General features: G+C 46.1%; 15 protein-coding genes and 1 pseudogene. 12 read left to right on the forward strand and 4 right to left on the reverse strand.

Annotation, left to right across the window (positions count from 1 at the left end; translation table 11 throughout):
• Positions 1 to 2,722: MG2 domain-containing protein (locus tag QZ331_RS12740; protein ID WP_294630817.1), on the reverse strand; the 2,722-nt coding region annotated here is incomplete at its 3' end.
• A 474-nt stretch (positions 2,723 to 3,196) separates the two neighbouring features.
• Here QZ331_RS12740 and QZ331_RS12745 point away from each other — a divergent pair.
• From QZ331_RS12745 to QZ331_RS12770, 6 genes are all read left to right on the forward strand, one after another.
• Positions 3,197 to 4,420: a site-specific integrase gene (locus QZ331_RS12745; RefSeq protein WP_294630819.1), complete on the forward strand. Its 1,224-nt coding sequence runs from the start codon at positions 3,197 to 3,199 to the stop codon at positions 4,418 to 4,420.
• Positions 4,417 to 4,806, forward strand: a complete 390-nt coding sequence (locus QZ331_RS12750; RefSeq protein WP_004328110.1) for a hypothetical protein — start codon at positions 4,417 to 4,419, stop codon at positions 4,804 to 4,806. Before QZ331_RS12745 ends, QZ331_RS12750 begins: the two co-directional genes overlap by 4 nt.
• Positions 4,807 to 5,083: 277 nt before the next feature.
• Entirely contained in the window at positions 5,084 to 6,289 is a 1,206-nt protein-coding gene (locus QZ331_RS12755) for a primase-helicase family protein (protein ID WP_294630869.1), read from the forward strand.
• Between the two features lie 257 nt (positions 6,290 to 6,546).
• A complete protein-coding gene (locus QZ331_RS12760; RefSeq protein WP_005775883.1) occupies positions 6,547 to 7,485 on the forward strand; it encodes a toprim domain-containing protein in 939 nt (312 codons plus the stop codon).
• A 176-nt stretch (positions 7,486 to 7,661) separates the two neighbouring features.
• On the forward strand, positions 7,662 to 8,027 hold the full coding sequence (locus QZ331_RS12765; RefSeq protein ID WP_004329306.1) for a MobC family plasmid mobilization relaxosome protein: 366 nt from the start codon (positions 7,662 to 7,664) through the stop codon (positions 8,025 to 8,027).
• On the forward strand, positions 8,024 to 8,971 hold the full coding sequence (locus QZ331_RS12770) for a relaxase/mobilization nuclease domain-containing protein (protein ID WP_007560543.1): 948 nt from the start codon (positions 8,024 to 8,026) through the stop codon (positions 8,969 to 8,971). The genes QZ331_RS12765 and QZ331_RS12770 overlap by 4 nt, the downstream gene beginning before the upstream one ends.
• 21 nt (positions 8,972 to 8,992) lie before the next feature.
• On the opposite strand, the gene QZ331_RS12775 is transcribed toward QZ331_RS12770, so the two are convergent.
• A complete protein-coding gene (locus tag QZ331_RS12775) occupies positions 8,993 to 9,628 on the reverse strand; it encodes an AraC family transcriptional regulator (protein WP_224201639.1) in 636 nt (211 codons plus the stop codon).
• A gap of 86 nt (positions 9,629 to 9,714) precedes the next feature.
• Here QZ331_RS12775 and QZ331_RS12780 point away from each other — a divergent pair, with 86 nt between their 5' ends.
• A complete protein-coding gene (locus QZ331_RS12780) occupies positions 9,715 to 9,864 on the forward strand; it encodes a hypothetical protein (protein ID WP_004329303.1) in 150 nt (49 codons plus the stop codon).
• Positions 9,865 to 9,911: 47 nt separating this feature from the next.
• On the opposite strand, the gene QZ331_RS12785 is transcribed toward QZ331_RS12780, so the two are convergent.
• Positions 9,912 to 10,811, reverse strand: a complete 900-nt coding sequence (locus QZ331_RS12785) for an AraC family transcriptional regulator (RefSeq protein WP_004329302.1) — start codon at positions 10,809 to 10,811, stop codon at positions 9,912 to 9,914.
• A 130-nt stretch (positions 10,812 to 10,941) separates the two neighbouring features.
• Between QZ331_RS12785 and QZ331_RS12790 the strand changes: the two genes are divergently transcribed.
• From QZ331_RS12790 to QZ331_RS12810, 5 genes and pseudogenes are all read left to right on the forward strand, one after another.
• Positions 10,942 to 11,718, forward strand: coding sequence for an MBL fold metallo-hydrolase (locus tag QZ331_RS12790; protein WP_004329300.1), 777 nt, complete (start codon positions 10,942 to 10,944; stop codon positions 11,716 to 11,718).
• Positions 11,715 to 12,383 carry a radical SAM mobile pair protein A gene (locus QZ331_RS12795; RefSeq protein ID WP_004329299.1) on the forward strand — a complete coding sequence of 223 codons (669 nt, stop codon included), beginning with the start codon at positions 11,715 to 11,717 and terminating at the stop codon, positions 12,381 to 12,383. The genes QZ331_RS12790 and QZ331_RS12795 overlap by 4 nt, the downstream gene beginning before the upstream one ends.
• Positions 12,380 to 13,255, forward strand: a complete 876-nt coding sequence (locus QZ331_RS12800; RefSeq protein WP_004329298.1) for a radical SAM mobile pair protein B — start codon at positions 12,380 to 12,382, stop codon at positions 13,253 to 13,255. The genes QZ331_RS12795 and QZ331_RS12800 overlap by 4 nt, the downstream gene beginning before the upstream one ends.
• Positions 13,256 to 14,600: pseudogene (locus QZ331_RS12805) on the forward strand (hybrid sensor histidine kinase/response regulator); the annotation flags it as partial.
• Positions 14,601 to 14,609: 9 nt separating this feature from the next.
• Positions 14,610 to 15,932 carry a sigma-54 dependent transcriptional regulator gene (locus QZ331_RS12810; protein ID WP_005775887.1) on the forward strand — a complete coding sequence of 441 codons (1,323 nt, stop codon included), beginning with the start codon at positions 14,610 to 14,612 and terminating at the stop codon, positions 15,930 to 15,932.
• A gap of 685 nt (positions 15,933 to 16,617) precedes the next feature.
• Here QZ331_RS12810 and QZ331_RS12815 read toward each other — a convergent pair.
• Complete coding sequence (locus tag QZ331_RS12815) at positions 16,618 to 17,790, reverse strand: hypothetical protein (protein WP_294630912.1); 1,173 nt, start codon at positions 17,788 to 17,790, stop codon at positions 16,618 to 16,620.
• Between the last annotated feature and the right edge of the window lie 110 nt (positions 17,791 to 17,900).

The raw sequence follows: 17,900 nt of genomic DNA on the forward strand, positions 1-17,900 counted from the left end.
GCTTTAATGACAGCACCCGTTTATCAAAACGGTTATTTCCGTAAGAAATCAGGGCATATACCTCTGTTGTGCCTTGTCCTGTGCCATAAAGCACCTTTACCTTTCCGTCATTACCAAACTTATACCTAAGTTTAGGTATCCATAATGCGTCACTGTTAGGAAGAATTTTGTCTGTAGGACGGTATATTGTCACATCGTGTGTCTGTGACTCAGCCATGGCTGTATCAGCAGTGCATACCACAAATTCATATTCACCGGCTGGTACTGCCGACAGGTCAACCACCGGATCTGAAGTGGAAAACCTGCCTTCTGCCACAACCTTTTCATCATCATCCATCAGCTTATAGTCTATATCCAGGCCTTTCACAGGTTTATACTCATCGTCCATCACCTGGATATCAACGCTAAACGGACGCGATACATCAACGTTGCCTTCCATTGAAATATTGATCATGTAAGGACGCCCTGTCGTAAAATATTTTTCTGCTGTCCGACTTTCACCGGTAGGAGATACAGCGTCAAACTTGGCCTGGAAACAGCGCGTATCCGGACTGTCTGTATTGCGCGAGAGTATACCGGAAGTGAACGTCACAGAAAATTTACCCTCCTGATCTGTAGTTAGGACTGTTGAATATATATCATCACCATTAGGCGAGAACCACCAGCGCATGCGTTCAGCTGACTCAAGATTGACTTTTACTTCCGCACCGGCAACAGGAAAATCGCTATATGTACGCACACGTCCCCCCAGGGTTACATCCCCTTTTGCAGGGTAGTCTTTCTTTACCGATGTTACCTCTACATAATATGTAGGCAACTTATAATCGCTGACAGTGAACGATACAGATCCTACCGAATCCTCTTCATCGGTATCCGGATGTATCTCCAAATCAATTGAGAAGCGGCCAGTAAGTCCCGCCTTTGGCAAAATAAATGCACCATATACGCGTCCGTAAGAATCAGAAGTCAAATCCAGAGTATCTACGGGGCTGTAATTTGCATCTTTCAATATGGCACGCAGACGCGCTTCCTGCTCCAACCTGGAATCATTATTAAGGATAGAAGATACAACAAAAGCGAACTCCACCCTGTCTCCGGGACGATATAATGCCAATGATGTATACCCGTCGGCACTATAACTGCGGTCTTCTGAATGGGATTTATAATATGTAGGCAACGCCGTATTGGGTGACACGTACAAGCTCGACCCCTTCTTTGCGATGTACCGTCCACGCAGATATTCCTGACGCGAAGCTATCTGTCCAAGCCAGCCATCGGCATCAGTACGCCCAAGTTTTATGCCCTCCGAAATCTTGCGTCCCTTTGAATATCTGTAACTATTGAACTCTACATCTACATTACCTACAGCCTTCCCTGTAACAGGATCAAGTGTAAGATACATATACCTGTCATTACCACCAGTAAACTGCAAACCCATCAAATCCGTACACTGCAATAGTTGATACCTGTCCTGCTCGGGAAGCTCTCCGGAAATCGTTGGTACTATAACATAAAAACCAATCTTATCAAGGCTTGCCTCAATATTATAGCTATAACCGAAAGGCGCAACACTGTCGCATACCACCGGAAACTCTGCAACCTTATCCTTTTCTCTAAGATCCTTATACTGCTTGTAATCAAAATCTTTTCCTGGATATACCCTATATATCGACACCTTGCCAGATGTGCAGTTTTCTGAATTCACAGTTATCTTAAATGGAACTCCCGGAGATACCATATTTTTAAGTAACGAAACCGTCAGTCCTGGATTCGTAAGTGATTTCAGGCTATTCTTCAATGAATTGATGTTCCAATAATCAGTAAACCTACCGATGTTATACTTCAGTTTTGAAGCTAGCCACTTTCTGTTTGGCAAAGAGAGGGAATAAACCGGAATATCGGAAAGGACATCGCCAGAGTACTCACTCCTCTCATACCTGTTATACAGCTCCTCCATGGCTGCAATATCCAGTTTCGAGCCACGGTCTTTGTTTAATGTCCAATATATTTCAGGGGCAACGTCTCCCTTATGGAAATCCAATAACCGCTGACGCAACTGACGGCAATATTCCTTAGGTTCAGCATCTCCTACCTTATTCCACGATTCCATGGCTTCCAACGCACGTACTGCCACGAAATCATATATGGTAGGGAAATATATAGCAGTCAAGTCATTACTGTCAATTACCTGGCCATACGATGACAATAAAGCCGCCTGCAATGGGGCTGGCTGCGATAATGCATCACAGAACAGACCATATATCTTAAGGCGGAACTGGTCTCCACTCCACTGCGACACAGTATCGGGCAAAGGAGAAAGCGGCAATTCCCGGCGGTCATATTCCCATCTGTTCTTTTGATAGAAATTCAAATAATCTTCTGCAAGAAGGACTTTCAGAAGGGCCTTGACGACAACGTCCTTTTCATTCTCTGCCACCTCGGCAATCTTCGATGCAGTGGCCGCAAAATTCTCATTTGTGATGAGATTCTCTGCCGTTGTATATTCAATCAAAGAACGGAGCACCCCTTCACCATCATTTTTAGCCAATGCCTTCTCCAATGATTTCTTGGCATTGGCTGACACCGTCTTCGGATAGGCAAAGTCAGGAGGACTTACTGATTTTTGAGCCATAGCATAATTAGTTGTTGATAAGGCAATGGATGCCATCACCACCGTAAATACCGCACGCAAACGGCGGCAAAAATTTTCTTGTCTGGACATAACGTCAATATTTTGTTACATTCATATGAGATATTCTAAGAAGATGCACCAGTATCCTACAATCCTGATACCTTATTCCCTTAACTATAATAACATTTTATTTTAACGTGAGTTAGATAAAAATTAGTGATTAGCGATAAAAGCATTAAATTATAGTACTGAATTACAAACAAATACTCTTATCTCTATAACCACCGAAGACAAAATTATGAAAAATCTCTGGAAAAGACGAATAAAAAGGGACAAATGTCTTCGTAATGCCTGTCAATAAGGCGTTTGCGAAGACAAATGAGGACAGGCGAAAAATCGAGGTAACGTAAAGGAAAGCGGATTTATGAAGAAGAACGGTCTCCAAATCATTACCCGCCGAATGGTGATTTTTAACACACCGTGTTGTATTTGGCAGCTTGTGGCACAGGTTGGCATATCAAGGTCTAACTCGTTGAGTAATAACTTTGCAAACAAAAAACGAGTATGGCAAGAAGCACATTCAAGGTGCTGTTCTACGTGAACGGCAGCAAGGAGAAAAACGGTATTGTCCCCATCATGGGACGGGTTACAATCAACGGGACTGTGGCGCAGTTCAGTTGCAAACAGAGTGTCCCGAAAACGCTTTGGGACATCAAGGGCAACCGGGCTAAAGGCAAGAGCCGCGAGGCACGGGACATCAATCTTGCATTGGACAACATCAAAGCGCAAATCATCAAACATTACCAGCGCATATCCGACCGTGAAGCATTCGTTACGGCTGAAATGGTACGCAATGCCTATCAGGGCATCGGTAGCGAGTATGAGACGCTACTAAAAGCATTCGACCGTGAGAACGAGGTGTTCAAGAAGCGTGTCGGTAAGGACAGGGTGATGGCTACCTATCGGGCACGTGTACGGGCAAGAAACCATGTAGCCGCCTTTATCAAGTCGTTTTACAGGCGCAGCGATATGTCCATGTTGGAACTTACACCCGACTTCATCAAGGAGTTCGCCGCATACCTCTCAACGGAAGCAGGATTGCGGAACGGTTCGATATGGGCAAACTGTATGTGGCTGAAAGGCGTGGTCATGAAAGCGCATTATAACGGACTGATACCGCGCAATCCTTTCATCCAGTTCCATATCAGCCCCAATGTAAAGGAACGCGAGTATCTGACAGAAGATGAACTGAAAGCGGTCATGACACATGAGTTTGCAGACAGCAAGCTCGCATACATCCGTGACATTTTCATCTTTGCCAGTTTCACCGCCTTGTCATTCGTGGACATTCAGGAACTGACGAATGACAACATCGTGGAGGTGAACGGCGAGAAGTGGATATTGTCCAAACGCCACAAGACAAAAGTCGCCTTCCAAGTGAAGCTGCTGGATATACCCTTGCAGATAGTCGAACGCTACCGACCGATGCAGAAAGACAATCGTATATTCCCCGGCTTGAACTATTGGTCTATCTGCAAACCGTTGAAACGGATGATAAGGGAATGTGGCATAACCAAGTCAATATCATTTCATTGCAGTCGTCATGGCTTCGCAACATTAGCTTTGAGCAAGGGGATGCCCATTGAAAGCGTAAGCCGTGTGTTGGGACATACGAATATAGTCACGACCCAACTCTACGCAAAGATAACCACGCAGAAGCTCGACAACGACCTGACCATGTTCGGCGACAAACTGAGTAAGACGTTTAACGGAATAACGATGTCATGAGTATGAGAAGAAACAGCATAACAGTGAATGAATCCGGCAATATCATCATGCCGGAGAATGTCTCAAACATTTGGATGAGCGAGCCGGAATTGGTGGAACTGTTCGGAGTAATTGCTCCGACACTTCGTTCTGCCATCAGAAACATCTATAACAGTGGAGCATTAAAAGAATACGAGGTACAGAAGTATGTTCGGCAGGAGAACGGGTATCATGCCGATGTGTTCAGCTTTCCGATGATAGTCGCACTTGCTTTCCGCATTGACAGCTTCGGTGCGGAACAGGTGCGCAATGCCATATTTAAAAGGCTGTACTTGCGAAAAGAGAAAACAAATATCTTCTTTTCGCTGGGTATAAATGGTTGGGATATGTCTAATTATCAGGCATAAGTTCTAATGATATGACGACATGAAGTAGTGAGACCTATGCGTATTCCCATTGCCAACAATGTATTTATACGAGTATGTGAATAGGTGTATTGCCATTCATACGTACGATTACGACAAACCCGAAGAAAAATCCATTAGAATGGCATTTCTTCGGGCTTTTGTTGTATGTCATAAAGCCAAATCCAAGAAAATCTTACGTGAGGTATGCGTGAGTTGTTAATCCGTTCTGCGCTAATTGCCGAGTTTTGCACTGATTAAACAAAAAAATGAAGTGCTAATGAAACAAGGCAACTTTGAAAATGAGGAGTTTATCCGTGTGGGTACTACCCTCTACAAGTTAGTGAACCAGCCCCGTCTGAACGGAGGCTATGTGAAGAAGCGCATCGTGTGGAACAACGAAACACTGCGGCAGGACTACGGCAAGGACTATCTCGCCACCGTGCCGAAGTACGACGGCTTCTGCACCGTCCCCGACCATGTGGACTACCGTCCCGTGGTGGACAAGTTCCTGAACCTCTACGAACCGATAGAGCACCGCCCGCAGCAAGGCGAGTTTCCCTGTATCCGGTCATTGGTGCGCCACATTTTCAGTGAACAGTACGAACTGGGCATGGATTACCTTCAACTGCTCTACCTGAAACCAGTACAGAAACTGCCTATCCTGTTGTTGGTGTCGGAAGAGCGTAACACAGGCAAAAGCACGTTCCTGAACTTCCTGAAAGCCGTGTTTCAGAACAACGTCACGTTCAACACCAACGAGGATTTCCGCAGCCAGTTCAATTCCGACTGGACGGGCAAACTGCTCATCGTAGTGGACGAGGTGCTGCTCAACCGCAGGGAAGACAGCGAGAGGTTGAAGAACCTCAGCACCACACTCTCCTACAAGGTGGAAGCCAAAGGCAAAGACCGTGACGAGATAGCCTTCTTCGCCAAGTTCGTGCTGTGTTCCAACAACGAGTATCTGCCTGTCATCATTGACGCTGGCGAGACACGCTATTGGGTGCGAAAGATAAGCCGCTTGCAATCTGACGATACCAATTTCCTGCAAAAGCTGAAAGCGGAAATCCCGGCTTTCCTGTATCATTTGCAGCACAGGACGATGGCAACGAAAAAAGAAAGCCGGATGTGGTTTGCCCCGTCATTACTGCATACCGAAGCCTTGCAAAAGATTATCCGCAGCAACCGTAACCGTCTGGAAATCGAGATGTGCGAGCTTATACTCGACATCATGGACAGTACAGGCACGGACACGTTCTCATTCTGCTATAACGATATTCTTCTTTTGTTAATACACTCGCAGGTAAAGGTAGAAAAGCACCAAGTCCGGAAAGTCTTGCAGGAGTGCTGGAAGCTCACACCTGCATCCAACGGGCTGACCTATACCACCTACCAGTTCAACTATAATCGGGAGTGTCGATATGAGCCGATAAAAAGAGTCGGTCGTTTCTACACCGTCACAAGGGAACAACTTGAATCCCTGTAATACTATTCTTTTTTTGTTGAATTGATGAATAATGATATAACCATACTGATAATAAACAGCATACACTCTCAACAAATTCTCAACAATCGAAAAGAAAAGTTGAGAGGGAAACAGCATCAGTTTGTTGGATTCTCTATTTGTGAGTGGTTTGTTGAGAAGATGTTGAGAATATAAAGCATTAACGTATAGGACAATACATATCTCATTCATCAAATCAACGTTTTTACAGTCATCATCAAATCCATAGAAATTATATCATGAACATCCAAGAAGCAAAACAAATCAAAATTGCGGACTATCTGCAAAGTTTGGGTTATTCGCCCGTAAAGCAACAGGGAAACTGCCTGTGGTATAAATCCCCGTTCCGTCAGGAAACGGAAGCCTCGTTCAAGGTGAACACCGACCGCAACCTGTGGTTCGATTATGGACTGGGAAGAGGTGGTAACATCATCGCACTTGCAGGGGTACTGTACGCATCCGACCATGTGCCTTATCTGCTTGGCAAGATAGCGGAACAGGCACCACACATCCGTCCCATATCTTTCTCTTTTCGCCAGCAGGCATCCGAACCGAGTTTCCAACATTTGGAGGTGGGCGAACTCACCCATCCGGCATTGCTCCGATACTTGCAGGAACGGGGCATAAACATCGCTTTGGCAAAGGCGCAATGTAAAGAGCTCCACTTCACCCATAACGGCAAGCCCTATTTCGCCATCGGTTTTCCGAATGTGGCGGGAGGATTTGAAGTGCGTAACCGTTTTTTCAAAGGCTGTGTCGCACCCAAAGACATCAGCCATATTCGGCAACAGGGAGAAGCGAGAGAGAAATGCCTTGTATTCGAGGGCATGATGGACTATCTTTCATTCCTCACGTTGCGGAAGAGGAACTGCTCGAACTTGCCCGACCTTGACAGGCAGGATTACGTCATCCTCAATTCGACCGCCAATGTTTCCAAAGCTATAGATGTGCTGCACGGGTATGGACGTATCCACTGCATGCTCGACAATGACGAGGCGGGAAGAAAGGCGTATCGGGAATTGGAAAGGAAGTTCGCCGGACGCATCCGCGACTTCTCCGACAACTACAAAGGGCATAAAGACCTGAACGATTACCTGCGTGGAATCCGGCAGAAATTAGCCGTTAGTCCACCGCCAAGAACTATCGTAAAACCCAAGAAGAAAGGGTTGGGATTATGACATCCCGAATGAGAAAAACGGGAGATGCCCGAAACTCATTCCTTAAGGATTGGGAGGTAGCAAGTTTGTGTTTCGGGTGTACCGAAACCGCTTGCCACCCACCATCCAAATTGCAGGAGGTGGCATCCCGTCGGTCTATACAGTTGAATCAGTAACCGAATTAAAAGGAATAAAATATGGAACAGACAAAGGAACACAAGGAACGCAACAAGGGAGGTCGCCCCAAGAAGGAAGCAACCGAGAAACTGAAATACCGTATCGCAGTGAAAATGACGGCAGCCGACTACTTCCGCCTGCTGACACGATCGCATGAGGCGGGCGTATCACCAAGCGAGTACATGAGGGAATGTTTCCGTAACGGTCATGTGAAAGAACGGCTGTCGGAGGAACATGCCGGATACATCCGCCAACTCTGCGGCATGGCTAACAATCTCAACCAGCTTGCGCGTAAGGCAAACGCCGGAGGCTTCCACGATGAACGGTGGGACTGCAAGGTGGCAGTGGCAAGGATTCATGAACTTATAACCAAGATAGGGATATGATGGCGAAAATCGTAAAAGGAAGCGACTTCAAGGGTGTGGTGGATTACATCATCGACAAGAAGAAGGATACGCAGATAGTAGCAAGCGAAGGCTTGTTTATGGAAAATCTGGAAACTATCGCCATGAGTTTCAATGCCCAGTCACGGATGAACGATAAGGTGACAAAACCTGTCGGACATATCGCGTTGAGTTTTTCCAAAGAGGATGAGTTACGGCTGACGAACCGTATCATGGCAGGCATCGCGCTTGAATATATGGAACGGATGGGAATCAAGAATACGCAGTTCTTCATCGCCCAGCATTTCGACAAGGAGCATCCGCACGTGCATATTGCTTTCAACCGCATAGACAACAACGGCAATACCATATCGGACAGGCACGAGCGTCTGCGCAGTACCCGCATCTGCAAGGAATTGACCTTGAAATACGGCTTGCATATGGCTGGCGGAAAGGACAATGTCAAACGCAACCGCCTGAAAGAGCCAGACAGGACGAAATATGCGCTTTACGACATCATCAAAATGGAAGTCGGCAGATGCGGCAACTGGAACGTGCTTATCGCCAACCTGAAACGGCAGGGAGTGGAAGTACATTTCAAGCATAAGGGGCAGACCAGCGAGGTGCAGGGTGTTGTATTCTCCATGAATGGCTACCATTTCAACGGCTCCAAAGTGGACAGGCGTTTCAGTTATTCCAAGATTGACGCGGCTTTGCAGCACAACAGATGCAGGGAACGTATGGGAATAACAGCCGGAATATATGAAACGGCTACACCAAGCGCACCGTCCGGCACGGCACAAAGCGAGTTGTTCAACGGCTCTTGGGGATTGCTAAAAAGCAGTGGCTCATCTTATAACGCTGCTGATGCGGAAGCCAATCAGGAAATGGTGGATATACTTCGCAGAAGGAAGAAAGTTAAGCGCAAGAGAGGTGTTGGGTTCTAATATTCTGTACTAATCCAATTCTCACGACACTTGCGCTCTATATTCATTCGGAGTGTAACCTACCTCTTTCTTGAACAGTCGGGTAAAATGTTGCGGGTACTGAAAACCGAGATTATAGGCGATTTCATTAACGGTGTCGTCTGTAGATGCAAGTTCCGTCTTGGCTATTTCAATAGACTTGTCATGAATGAAATGCAGGGCGGTTGAACCTGTTTCTTTTTTCAATAAATCACTGAAATAGTTGGGCGAGAGGCAGAGCTTGTCTGCACAATACTGTACAGTGGGCAAGCCTATCCGTTTAGCAGCCCCATCATGGAAGTATTCGTCAAGCAACCGCTCAAATCTTGCGAGGATGTCTCGGTTTTGGTTGTCGCGTGTGATGAACTGGCGGTCATAGAAACGTGTGCAGTAATCAAGGAACGTCTTGATGCTGTCTGTGATGAGGTTCTTGCTGTGACGGTGTATCGGATGGTTCAATTCATATTGAATCTTGTGGAAGCAATCCATGATGATTTGCCGTTCTTCCACACTAAGGTGCAATGCCTCGTTTGTCTCGTAGGAAAAGAACGAATATTCACGCATTATCCGCCCGAGAGGTGTATTCCGCAGCAGGTCGGGATGGAACATAAGCAGGTAGCCATCTGGTTGGAACTGCATGCCGTCATCTTCCGCACCGAACACCTGTCCGGGCGCGATAAATATCAGTGTGCATAATTATTCCTAAGTCTGTGAAACCGGAACGCATGAAGCAGAATCTCGACATATTAGACTTCACCCTGTCGGCCGACGACATGGCACGGATAAAGACGCTGGATACCGACAAGCCTTTCTTACTCGGCTCGCACGAAGATCCAGAAATCGTAAAATGGTTCATGCAGTACAAAAACGCCTGAACATCAACAACCATATTTCGATAGCCGCTATCGACTATATTAAGAAGTTATTCGTATATGCCTTTATTGTAATCCGTCATGTACTGAGTAAATGTTTTGCCTGTTTGCTGTTTGAAGAAGCGCATGAGATGGCTCGGATCAGAGAAATTGAAATCATCCGCCATTTCACTGACAGTGCGGTTGGAGAATAGCAATTCGTTCTTCAGTTCCTCAAGCAGACGTTGTTTTATCAAATGGGTAGCTGATACTCCGAATTGGGCTTTTACTGAGTTATTGAGTGTGATGCGACTGACATGAAGCATGTCTGCATATTCCTGCACCCGCTGGTGGGTGCGGATATTCTGTTCCAACAAGTCCTTGAACCGAAAAGCGAAATTGTTTTTAGCAATTTCAGCGGGCAAGCAATAGGCGGCAGCGTATGTACGATTGATAATCAGCAAAAGATAATATAGTAAGGAAACAATGATATTGTACGTATCGGACACTGGATTCATCAGCTCATACTTAATCTTTCCGAGCAGCCGCATATATTCCTTCATTTCGTCATGTGTGGCATTGATGTAAGGCGGCGTATCTGTCTGGTAACAATACAAAAGGCGAAAAACGAAGAACTTGTCGGCGATAAAAGTACGCATGAAATCTTCGCGGAATATAAGGAACGTGTAATCCAACGCCGTCTCATCTACATGCCACTCTTGTTGCTGATGGGGTGAAAGCAGGAGAACCATGCCGTCGCGCAGTTCAATCTTGCGGAAGTTCAGTAGCAAATATCCGTTTGCCTTACGGAAAAAGTAGAAGCTGAAGAAGTCTGTCTTAAACCGCTTGTTTTCTGTCAGCACAAGTCCGATGTCCTTGTTTATGGCAGTATTGATGTAAAAATCCACGCCGCAGCGTGTCTTGTTGAACGGTACGCTGACCAGTCGATCAGGGTTGATTATCTCGTCCATATCCTTGTCGTTTTTGCAAAGATAATAATTTCATTTATCAAAATGGCATAATTACCGTTTTTTCAGGCATAGATGTTTCGCCGGATTCTTCCGAACTTTGCACCCGTAATCAATAACAAGACATATAGTCATGAAAAAGACATCCACAGTACAATTGGTGCGCAATGCCACCTTGAAAATCAGGTATGCGGGACACACCATGCTAATTGACCCCGTTTTAGCCGACAAAGGCACTTTGATATCGGCCCTCGGTGTGAATAAAACACCGAGGGTACACCTCACCATTCCTATTCAGGATATTATCGGAGGCGTGGACATGGTGCTCCTGACCCACAATCACATCGACCATTACGAGCCGAGTGTCCCCACACATTTGCCCAAAGAAATTCCTTTCTACGTTCAGCCCCAGGACGCGGACGCCATCAGAAACGACGGATTTACAAATGTGATACCCATCGAAGAAATAAAAACAATAGACGGCATATCCATTTACCGCACGACCGGACATCATGGTTTCGGGCAGATCGGGCAGATGATGGGACCTGTATCAGGTTATGTGCTAAAAGCCGAGGGCTTCCCGACCGTTTATATAATGGGTGACTGCCGATGGGAAGCATGTATCCGAGACACCGTGGAACGGTTCAATCCTGACTATATCGTGGTAAACTCCGGAGGTGCAATCTTTCCCGAATTTTCCAAAACGGACGGTCCTATCATCCCCGACGAGAACGAAGTGATGCAGATACTTGACGAATTGCCTTCGCATATCAAGCTGATAGCCGTACACATGGATGCCATCGACCATTGCCAGACCACCCGTGCAATTCTGCGCAATGAGGCAACGCATCACGAAGCCGACATGAGCCGGCTGATTATCCCGGAGGACGGAGAAACAGTTGTGTTATGAGTGTCTGCATTAAATCCCTGATAAAAAACATGAACATAGTGGTAGGGTGCACTATAGGATGCCCTTACTGCTATGCCCGTAACAACTGCCGCCGTTTCCACATTACCGACGACTTTTCCGTGCCTGAATACATGGAACGAAAACTGCGCATCATCGATACGTCCCGTCCTCATGTGTGGCTCATGACAGGAATGAGCGATTTCTCCGATTGGAAGCCTGAATGGAACGCAGAAATTTTCGAGCGGATCAGCAGCAATCCCCAGCACGCCTATATCTTTCTGACGAAGCGCCCTGACAAAATCAGTTTCTCCTCTGACGACGAGAACGTATGGATGGGCGTGACCGTCACGCGCAGTTCCGAGAAAAGGAGGATTGATGATTTGAAAAAGAATATCAAAGCACGACACTACCATGTCACGTTTGAACCTCTCTTCGATGATATCGGCGAGATTGATTTCGAGGGAATTGACTGGATTGTCATAGGCACAGAGACCGGAAACCGAAAAGGAAAGTCATATTCGCGCCCCGAATGGGTGCTTAGCATTGCAGAACAGGCAAAGGCTCATGGCATACCGGTGTTCATGAAAGAGGATTTGCTGCCGATTATGGGCGACGAAAGAATGATTCAGGAATTGCCGGAACAATTTACCAGACGAATACAATGAATATGGATACAATAAAGGAAATAGATGTAAAGAGTGTAATGACCAAATCCTCTCTGCCGGTGGGAGGATATTCGGTCAACCCTTATGTAGGGTGTCCCCACGCCTGCAGGTATTGCTACGCATCGTTCATGAAACGGTTCACCGGGCACACCGAGCCGTGGGGTACGTTTTTAGATGTAAAAAACTGGAAGCCGATAACGAATCCTCATAAATACGACGGTGAACGTGTTGTAATAGGGTCTGTGACGGACGGTTACAATCCGTATGAAGAAGAATTCCACCGTACCCGAAGGCTGCTCGAAGAGCTGCGAGGAAGCGATGCCGAGATTATGATATGCACAAAGTCCGATCTTGTCCTTCGCGATCTCGACCTGTTGAAGAGTTTTCCCAAAGTGACTGTGTCATGGTCTGTCAATACGCTCGACGAGCAGTTCTGCGCAGATATGGACAACGCCGTAAGCATTGAACGCCGTCTGAAAGCGATGCGTCAGACATACGAGGCAGGTATCCGCACCGTATGCTTCGTCTCGCCCATATTCCCCAGAATAACAGACGTGAAGGCAATAATAGAGGAGGTAAAAGATTATGCTGATTTAATCTGGCTTGAAAACCTGAATTTACGCGGGCAGTTCAAAGGCGGGATAATGACGTATATCCGTGAGAAGTATCCTGACCTCATACCGCTTTACGAGGAAATTTACAATAAAAAAAGGCTTGAATACTGGCAGGCATTGGAGCAGGACATTTCAAATTACGCCAAGGAGCAGGGCTTCCCGTATCGTATAAACGATCTGCCATACGGACGCTCGGAAAAAGGCAAACCTGTCATCGTAAACTACTTCTACCACGAAAAAATACGATTGACAAAATGAGGCTATGCCGGACTGATGCAGAAAAGTTGTAGCGCGGATAAAAGCACCATGTATGTGGATAATATCCGGCAATCTTCCGAGCGTATGCGGGAGATGCTCAACACGCTGCTGGATTTCTTCCGTCTGGACAACGGCAAGGAGCAACCCAACCTTTCCCCTTGCAGGATTTCCGCAATCACGCATATTCTTGAAACGGAGTTCATGCCCATTGCCATGAACAAGGGTCTGACTTTGATAGTGGAGAGCCACACCGATGCGGTGGTTTTGACCGACAAGGAACGTATCCTGCAAATCGGCAACAACTTGTTGTCAAACGCCATCAAGTTCACGGATAACGGTAGTGTATCATTGGCAGCGGATTATGATAACGGTTTGCTGAAACTTATCGTTGAAGATACCGGTACGGGCATGACCGAAGATGAGCAACAACGAGTATTCGGTGCATTTGAACGTCTTTCAAATGCCGCCGCAAAAGACGGCTTCGGATTAGGATTGTCCATCGTGCAGCGTATTGTGGCGATGCTCGGTGGAACTATACGCTTGGAAAGCGAGAAAGGCAAAGGGAGCCGCTTCACGGTGGAAATTCCCATGCAGACAGCCGAGGAACTGCCGGAACAGACAATTCAAGCGCAAATGCGCCATAATCATATCTGCCATGATGTGATTGCCATCGACAATGACGAGGTACTTCTCCTTATGTTGAAAGAAATGTATGCCCATGAAGGGATGCACTGCGATACCTGTACCAATGTTTCGGTACTGATGGAGCTGATACGAAAAAAGGAATACAGCCTGCTTCTGACGGATCTGAATATGCCTGAGATAAGCGGTTTTGAACTGCTGGAACTGTTGCGCTCATCCAATGTAGGCAACTCGAAGAGTATTCCCATAGTCGTGACAACCGCTTCGGGCAGTTGCAGCAAGGAGGAACTTATAGGGCGTGGATTTGCCGGATGCCTGTTCAAGCCGTTCTCCATATCCGAACTGATGGAGATTACGGATAAATGCGCATTAAGCAGCATATTGGATGAAAAGCCGGATTTTTCCACTCTGCTATCTTATGGCAATGAATCCGTCATGCTGGACAAACTGATAGCGGAAACCGAAAAGGAAATGCAGGCGGTCAAGGATGCAGAACAGCGTAAAGACCTCCAAGAACTGGACACACTTACACACCATCTGCGAAGTTCATGGCAGATTCTCCGTGCCGACCAGCCATTGAGGGAACTTTACGCCCAACTTCATGGAAGTGCCACTCCAGATGACGAAGCGATATGCAAAGCGGTGACCGGCTGTGCTGGATAAAGGTGCTGAAATTATCCGGCAGGCAAAAGAAGAAAGGAAAAATACGAAAATGGATAAAACAAGAATCATCGTGGTGGAGGACAATATCGTGTATTGCGAGTTTGTCTGCAACCTGCTGGCACGGGAAGGATTCCGTACCGTGCAGGCTTACCACCTCTCGACCGCGAAGAAACTTCTGCAACAAGCCTCAGACGGGGACATCGTGGTTTCTGACCTACGACTACCCGACGGTGACGGCATCGACCTATTACGATGGATGCGCAAGGAAGGCATGACACAACCGTTAATCATCATGACCAACTATGCCGAAGTGCATACGGCAGTCGAAAGTATGAAACTCGGCTCGCTGGACTATATCCCCAAGCAGCTTGTGGAGGATAAACTTATGCCTCTGCTTCATACCATCCTGAAAGAACGGAGTATCGGACGAAATCGTATGCCCGTTTTTGCCCGTGACAGTTCCGCCTTTCAGAAAATCATGCAACAGATAAGATTAGTTGCCCCTACTGATATGAGCGTGCTGATATTCGGAGAGAACGGCACGGGCAAGGAGCATATCGCCCACCATCTGCATGATAAGAGCAAAAGGGCAGGGAAACCGTTTGTGCCTGTGGACTGCGGTTCACTCTCCAAAGACCTTGCGCCCTCGGCATTCTTCGGACATGTCAAAGGCGCGTTTACGGGTGCGGACAGCACAAAGAAAGGATACTTCAATGAGGCAGAGGGTGGCACATTGTTCTTGGATGAGGTAGGCAATCTCGCATTGGAAACCCAGCAGATGTTACTCCGTGCCATACAGGAACGGAGATACCGCCCTATAGGTGACAAGACGGACAAGAGCTTCAATGTCCGCATCATCGCCGCCACCAACGAGGATCTGGAGAAAGCGGTCATTGAAAAACGTTTCCGACAGGATTTGCTGTACCGTTTGCACGACTTCGAGATAACTGTTCCGCCCTTGCGTGACTGTCAGGAGGACATCATGCCGTTGGCGGAGTTCTTCCGTGAGATTGCCAACAATGAATTGGAATGTAGCGTGACTGGGTTCGATGCGGAAGCCCGTAAGACATTGCTGACCCATCCGTGGCCGGGTAATGTCCGTGAGCTTCGGCAGAAGATAATGGGCGCGGTGTTGCAGGCACAGACGGGAGTTGTCATGAAAGAGCATCTGGAACTTGCCGTAACGAAACCGACCTCACCTGTCAGCTTCGCCTTGCGAAACGATGCGGAGGACAAGGAACGCATCTTACGCGCGTTGAAGCAGGCAAACGGAAACCGCAAGGTTGCCGCCGAATTGCTCGGAATCGGACGTACAACGCTGTATAGCAAGTTGGAAGAGTATGGATTAAAGTATAAATTTCAGCAATCATAGCCCGCAACTTGCCGAAAATAGAAGTAACGGTTAAACCGGATTATTCAGCGAAGATAAAAAACGTCCTGTGATAAAAATCATGGGACATTTTGATGTGTATCCGATTTTTATTGCTACTTTTGTACCAAGACGAGAGACATTGACAGCAACTCACAGCAGAACGTAGAAATAGACAGGGTTGCCAAATCATTACCTCATTTTTACCTTATCCTCAGAACTGCTTGCTAATAAAGTGGTTATAAAAATCTTCCAGAATTACAAAAAAACTCTGTAAAAGGCTAATAAAAAGGCACAAAAGTCTTCTAACACCTGCTAATAAGGCGTTTACGGGGACAACAGAGGACAGACGAACAAACAGGGTAATGCTAAGGAAAGTGGATTTATGAATCAGTTGTATTTTCAAATAATACCTGCCAAAATACGATTTTTAACACATGGCACTGACATTTTGGCTTACGTTAAGCCTATGAAATGCACATTGACATTGCCGTGGTTATTAAAGGCAGCAGAGATAGACAGGCAATAGCGAGCGTATCGATTAGCACGTTGACGAGTTTACCGTCATTGGCAGCAAACACTACGCCACATTATTATAGTCTAAAAAATTATAGTCTAAAAAGCGATTAGGACGTTACAGAAATCTGCAGCGTCTTAATCGCTTCAATGCTATAGTGGGGAGAGACTATTATTTGCCTTCGTTTGCGGAGTGTGGGAAAGATTTACCCTTTGCCTCCCATTTGGTTCTAAGCTCTTTCATCTTCTTCTGCCATTGTTTGATTTCTGATAACGAGGCGTCTCGATTGCCTGCAAACACCTGCGCCAACATGCTATCATATTTGGCATATGTAGATTTATCAGCATTATAGCTTTGCTGATTCGAGATATCATTTTTATCTGATTTTGATTCCTTACCGTCCTTAGAGTCGGAAGAGTCATCAAAATCATCAGCTTCGCCAGCATTTTGAACTACCTCAATTGTTTCCGCTGTTGTCATCATGGCATCTCCAAATGCGTTAAGCGTTCCAGCAAGTTCCATTCTGCGACGCTGGGTCTCAGCTTTCATGTCTTTGCTATACGCCAAAGCTTCAGACATATCCATTTCAGTAGACCCAACCCATTTCCCCCACATGCCAGTATTGTTCATATCAAGAAAATGACTCTTTCTGGAGAAACCGGTGTACTTGTTGGGCAGAATTTGCTTACCTTTTATGTCAACTATGCCCCAAAGAGCATCATCACCGACAATTTTGAGTGTAAATATATCAAATTTACCATTTCCTTTGCTACCAAGCGAAAGAAAGATGTATTTGTCTAATGGCAAAAGACTATGGATAGTTGGCTTGTCAGCATCTACAATTATAGCACTAAAAAGCCCCAGCATTTCATTATCTTTAGAAGCCATTAATGTACTCCATTTTTGAAGTAGTCCTATACTTGTTGGTCTTGACAGTTCTCCCACAAGCAATAGCCCAAAATCTTTTCCATTGGGAATATTGCAGATATTACCAGAAAGCGGTGGAACCATCACTTTGCCATCCAGGGATACAATTCCGCGCTTGTTTTCTTCGTCCTTAACGAAGTAGCAATTAAAAGGCGCACCTTTCATATTGCACATGAGGACAACCTGTGCATAATCCTTGATTAGTTGTTGCTCAACATCATTGAGGTCTGGAGTACTTTCTGAAAGTACAATTGCTTTTAATAAGTTCCCTTCTTGGAAAGAAATCCCGCTCATTATGGCCTCCGTGTCTGTAACACCCTTGAACATCTTTTCGATGTCCTTTGCGCTGCGTTGTGTTCCAAACGCTGCTAAGGCACATAGCATGACCATAAAGGTTAGTAATAGTTTTTTCGTCATTGATGAATGGTTATTTAATGTGTGTTCGATAAAATTAAGCTGTAGTTTCAAAACCGAAGTGCAAAAGCATCAGTGCTTGAAACACATTCTCCTCACTCCTTCTGGCGTGG

Origin of the sequence: uncultured Bacteroides sp. (assembly GCF_910586915.1) — a bacterium.
In the GTDB taxonomy this organism is placed as follows: domain Bacteria; phylum Bacteroidota; class Bacteroidia; order Bacteroidales; family Bacteroidaceae; genus Bacteroides.